Origin of the sequence: Nocardia sp. NPDC059764, from assembly GCF_042732555.1 — a bacterium.
In the GTDB taxonomy this organism is placed as follows: domain Bacteria; phylum Actinomycetota; class Actinomycetes; order Mycobacteriales; family Mycobacteriaceae; genus Nocardia.
In genome coordinates this window covers 1-4,554 of the sequence record NZ_JBHWHH010000300.1, presented here as the reverse complement: position 1 = coordinate 4,554, position 4,554 = coordinate 1, and the positions used below count along the sequence as shown (strand labels likewise).

Below are 4,554 nucleotides of genomic sequence, written 5' to 3'. Positions count from 1 at the left end.
GCACGACCCCCGCTCGCCGCGTCAGAGCCCGAAGACGCGGCGCGCGTTGCCGTCCAGGTACAGCTCGCGGGTCTCGTCGTCCAGGCCCAGCGCGTCGAAACCGTCGAGAGCGTGCTGGGGCAGGATCATCGGATAGTTGGTGCCGAACAGCACCTTGCGCCGCCCGCTCGCGGACTTCAGATACGAGACGAGTTCGGGCGGCAGCCTTTTCGTGGTGTAGGCGGAGGTGTCGATCACCACGTTCTCGTGTTTGCGGGCCACCGCGATCATCTCCTCGGTCCACGGATAGCCGACGTGACCACACACGATGATCAGCTCCGGGAAGTCCAGGGCGACGCGGTCGATATAGGGGATCGGGCGGCCCGGCTCCGAGGGCCGCAGCGGACCGGTGTGCCCGACCTGCGTGCAGAACGGGATCCCGAGGTCCACGCAGGCGGCGTAGAGCGGATAGAAGCGGGCGTCGGTCGGCGGCACCTCCCACAGCCACGGCAGCACGCGGACCGCCGCGAAGCCCTCGTCGCGCACCCGATGCCGCAGCTCGCGCACCGATTCCATGGGTTTCCGCAGGTCCACCGAGGCCACGGCGGTCAGGCGGTCCGGGGCCTCGGCCACCCACGCGGCGACCTCGTCATTGGAGATGAGCGTGCCCTCCGGCGCGCACCACGCCGAGATGAGCGCCCGGTCGATGCCGCCCGCGTCCATCGCCGCCAGCGTCGCCTGCAACGGGATCTCGCCGGTGGGAATCGCTCCCCCGGTCCACCGCCGCAGCGAATCGAAGATGTCACGCGCGAGAAAACGCTCCGTCGGATGCTGAGCCCAAGCGTCGATCGTCACCTTTCCAGTGTGGGGAACAAACGGCCGTCGCGGATCGTTCTCCATGCACCAGGGGCGGAAAAAAATCAGCCGACAACGCAGCGTCGTTGTGCCACCATGTGATTCATCGAAGATCAGCCGACCGACACGGTCGTGACCAGCAGGAAGGGGGAGACGGCTTTGAATCCGAGTATCGACGAACAGTACCGGGGCTTCGGCCGTCTCCGGGCCCATTCGTAACCGGCCGACCCCCTTTTCCTGTTCGATCCCTTTCACGAAACATGGTGACCCCCATGCTGTTCCGTCATGCCGAAGACCCGGAGATAACCACCGACAATTGGATACACGCCGGAGTGCTGCTGCTCAACGCCTCCTACGAGGCGCTGACCACGATCCGCGCCGAGCGCGCGGTGGTGCTGCTGCTCGGCGGGGCCGCCGAGACCGTCGCCGAACGGCAGCCGCACTTCCCGATCCGCTCGCGGCACGTGGAGGTGGCGCTGCCGGAGACCATCCGGCTCACCCGCTACATCTACCTCGAGCACCGGATCCTGACGCACGACGACGACAGCCGCGCCACCCTCCCGGCGGTGCTGCGCCGCGACCGGTACCGCTGCGGGTACTGCTCCGGCTGGGCCCGCACCGTAGACCACATCCGCCCGCGGTCGAGGGGCGGGCCCAATACCTGGGCCAACCTCATCGCCGCGTGCGGTCCCTGCAATACGTACAAGGCGGACCGGACTCCCGCGGAGGCCGGCATGCGCCTGCTGTGGGAGCCCAAGGCCCCCAATGACAGAGAGCGGGCCCAGCGCCAGATCTGGAAGGAACTGGCGGCTTCCTGACTCGAGGAACGACAGACAGCCATCCCGCGTGATCGGACAGGAAAGGAGCGAGATCCGATGACGAACATTGCACTGCAGGAGCAGACCCTGGCGGATCTGCTCCCCATCTCCGACTCGAAGGACTACTGGGCGCGCGCGGCCTGCAAGGGTGACCCGAACCACGAGGCGTGGTTCCCGTACCCGTCGCAGGACTTCGACTACGCCCGCGGCATCTGCGCGGGCTGCCCGATCCGCCGCGACTGCGGTGACTTCGCGGCCCGCACCGGCCAGTCCGGCGTCTGGGGTGGGCACGAGTACGACCGCGGCAAGATGATCCGCGACTAGCCCAACTCTCGGGACTCTCGGGGGCCTCGCCCCCGAATCCCCGGGGACGGCGGGGGCTCTGCCCCCGAACCCCCGATGTGGGAGTTGGTTGCCCGGGCGGTCACCTCGCTGGAACGAGGTGGCCGCCCGTTTTCGTGCCGGTCGGGATGGGCGTTACCGGCTGGAACAGGTGGGGTGGTGGGCGTCAACATAGGATGGGCGCTCGTGGGTACTCATCGCGCCGCGGGCGGGTCACGAGGTGTCAGCAAAGGACCGGTTATCGCAGTCGTCGCGGTGATTGTGTTAGTGCTGGCGGTCGTCGGCTGGGCCTGGTTGTCGAATCGGTCGAAGGAGAAGGACAGCCGGGCCGCGTCGTCGTGTGTGGAGGGGACCGCCACGCTGGCGGTGACCGTCGATCCGGACATTCTGACGCCGGTGCAGGCCGCCGCGGATCGGTTCAATGCCACCGCGCCCCATGTTCGCGATCACTGCGCGCAGGTGGCGGTGACCGCGCAACCGTCGGCGGCGATGGTGGCGGCGTTCGTCGCGAACAAGTGGGACCCGGCCTTGGGTCCGCAGCCCGCGCTCTGGATTCCGCAGTCCTCGCGATCGGTCGAGCAGATGCGAGTGCCGGGTTTGATCGCGGGCACGCCGGCTCCGGTCGCGGTGAGCCCGGTGGTGCTGGCCGTGCCCGAGGAATTGCGCCAAGCCCTCGATACCTCGAAGGTGCACTGGGCGGATCTGGCCAAGCTGCAGACCGGTTCGCTGGCCGATGCCGGGCTGCCCGCGTGGGGCAAGCTGCGTCTGGCCATGCCCGGCGGTGACCCGACGGTCGCCGTCGCGGCCGCGGTCGGGTCGGGCGTCTCCGGCACCGACCCGCTCGACGAGAAGGCGGTCGTCACCGGACAGGTCGTCTCCGCGATCTCCGGTCTGGCCGCGAGCGCGCCCGCCGTGAAGGACGCTTCCAGTGCACTCGCCGATCTGGCCGGCGCGGCCGATGCCGCCGGGCCGGTGCACGCCGTGCCCGCCACCGAGCAGCAGATTCGCGTCCACGCCGGACTGACCGCCTACCGTCCCGACAACGCGGGCCCGGTGGCCGATTTCCCCGCCGCACAGCTCACCGGCCCCTGGGTCGACCAGACCCAGAATCTCATCGCGGGCCTGTTCTCCGACTTCCTGCGCGCCCCCGAACAGTCGAAACTGTTCACCGACAACGGTTTCGGCGCGGCCGCCCCCGCGACCACGAAGGCGCCGTCGAAGGCCGTCCTGGACAAGGTGAATCAGATCCTGGCCCACCCGGTGCTGGGCGTGCAGGCGACCGTCCTGCTCGACGTCTCCTCCTCCATGTCCACCACCGAGGGCTTCGGCACCCGGCTCGGCAATGCCGTGGCCGCGCTGTCGTCCACGATGACCGTGATGCCGCCGGAGTTCGGGCTCGGCGTGTGGGAGTACGCCAAGAACCTCGACGGCGCGAACGCGCACAAGGTGCTGACCCCGACCGCGCCGCTGACCGACGCCCAGCGCAACGCCCTCGCCCAGGGCCTGACCACGGTGACCGCGAGCCAGTCCAAGCAGGACCGCACCTACCCCACCCTGGAGGCTGCCTACAAGAACGTGCTCGCCAACTACGCCGCCGCGCGCACCAATTCGATCCTGCTCATCACCGACGGCCCCGAGGACGACTCCCCCGTCACCGGTGACCAGCTGCTCGCCGATATCGCCGCCGCGACCGATCCGGCGCATCCGGTGCGCATCGACGTGATCGTGGTCGGCGGCGCGGGAACCCAGACCCTGCAAACGCTGACCCAGCGCACCAGCGGCACCTACACGAAGGTCAACACCACCGCGGATCTGCCCTTCGGCACGGCGGTCTCGCAGGCGCTGACGACGCCCTGACCCAGCGGGCGGATCCGGACCGAGCAACAGCACGGCAACACATGGCCGTAATGTCCGGATCCGCCAGCTAACTCGTGGCATATTCGGCGGATGACACACAGTACGGGTCCCGAACCCACATTGAAGCAGGGCCTGGCCGCCGGAACGACCATCGGTGCCGGCATTCTGCTGCTCGTCATCGGCGTGCTCTCGGTCCTGCAGGGCATTTCCGCGGTGGCGTCGGACGACCTGCTGGTCGTCGGCTACGACTACATCTACAAGCTGAACACCACCGGCTGGGGCTGGATCCACATCGGTGTCGGCATCGTCCAGATCATCGTGTCGATCGGCCTGTTGAAGGGCTCCACCTGGGGCCGCACCGCCGCCCTCGTGCTGGCGGCGCTGTCCATCGTGGAGAACTTCCTCTGGATCCCCTACTACCCGGCCTGGTCGCTCCTCATCATCGCCCTCGACGTCGTGGTGATCTGGGCGATCTCCACCTACAAGCCGGTCCACGCCTGACCCGTTTCACCCTGCGCCACAACGACGAGCGCCCCATCGGTTCGGTAAACCGATGGGGCGCTTGCCTGTTCAGCTGGATCGGATCACTCCGCGTCGGTGTAGGAGTCCATCGGCGGGCAGGAGCAGACCAGGTTGCGGTCGCCGTAGGCGCCGTCGATGCGGCGGACGGACGGCCAGACCTTGGCGCGGGTGTGCTTGACGC

The 4,554-nt window shown here is 68.5% G+C and carries 5 protein-coding genes; 4 read left to right on the top strand and 1 reads right to left on the bottom strand.

Annotated features, from left to right (window positions below):
* Window positions 1–21: 21 nt before the first annotated feature.
* A complete protein-coding gene (locus ACFV4K_RS34835; protein WP_379280560.1) occupies window positions 22–834 on the bottom strand; it encodes an amidohydrolase family protein in 813 nt (270 codons plus the stop codon).
* Window positions 835–1,106: 272 nt separating this feature from the next.
* Here ACFV4K_RS34835 and ACFV4K_RS34830 point away from each other — a divergent pair, with 272 nt between their 5' ends.
* The 4 genes from ACFV4K_RS34830 to ACFV4K_RS34815 all read left to right on the top strand — a co-directional run bounded on the left by ACFV4K_RS34830 (window position 1,107) and on the right by ACFV4K_RS34815 (window position 4,352).
* The gene (locus ACFV4K_RS34830; RefSeq protein WP_357085029.1) at window positions 1,107–1,652 is read left to right on the top strand and encodes an HNH endonuclease; all 546 of its coding nucleotides are present in this window, start codon (window positions 1,107–1,109) and stop codon (window positions 1,650–1,652) included.
* A gap of 57 nt (window positions 1,653–1,709) precedes the next feature.
* Window positions 1,710–1,976 carry a WhiB family transcriptional regulator gene (locus ACFV4K_RS34825; RefSeq protein WP_379280559.1) on the top strand — a complete coding sequence of 89 codons (267 nt, stop codon included), beginning with the start codon at window positions 1,710–1,712 and terminating at the stop codon, window positions 1,974–1,976.
* Window positions 1,977–2,249: 273 nt separating this feature from the next.
* On the top strand, window positions 2,250–3,851 hold the full coding sequence (locus ACFV4K_RS34820; RefSeq protein WP_379280558.1) for a hypothetical protein: 1,602 nt from the start codon (window positions 2,250–2,252) through the stop codon (window positions 3,849–3,851).
* Window positions 3,852–3,941: 90 nt separating this feature from the next.
* Window positions 3,942–4,352: a hypothetical protein gene (locus ACFV4K_RS34815; RefSeq protein WP_379280557.1), complete on the top strand. Its 411-nt coding sequence runs from the start codon at window positions 3,942–3,944 to the stop codon at window positions 4,350–4,352.
* The last annotated feature ends 202 nt before the right edge of the window (window positions 4,353–4,554 follow it).

What these genes read in the sequence shown, in the direction of transcription:
- ACFV4K_RS34815 (WP_379280557.1), top strand. Translation starts at nt 3,942, where the DNA reads ATGACACACAGTACGGGTCCCGAACCCACATTGAAGCAGGGCCTGGCC.
- ACFV4K_RS34825 (WP_379280559.1), top strand. Translation starts at nt 1,710, where the DNA reads ATGACGAACATTGCACTGCAGGAGCAGACCCTGGCGGATCTGCTCCCC.
- ACFV4K_RS34830 (WP_357085029.1), top strand. Translation starts at nt 1,107, where the DNA reads ATGCTGTTCCGTCATGCCGAAGACCCGGAGATAACCACCGACAATTGG.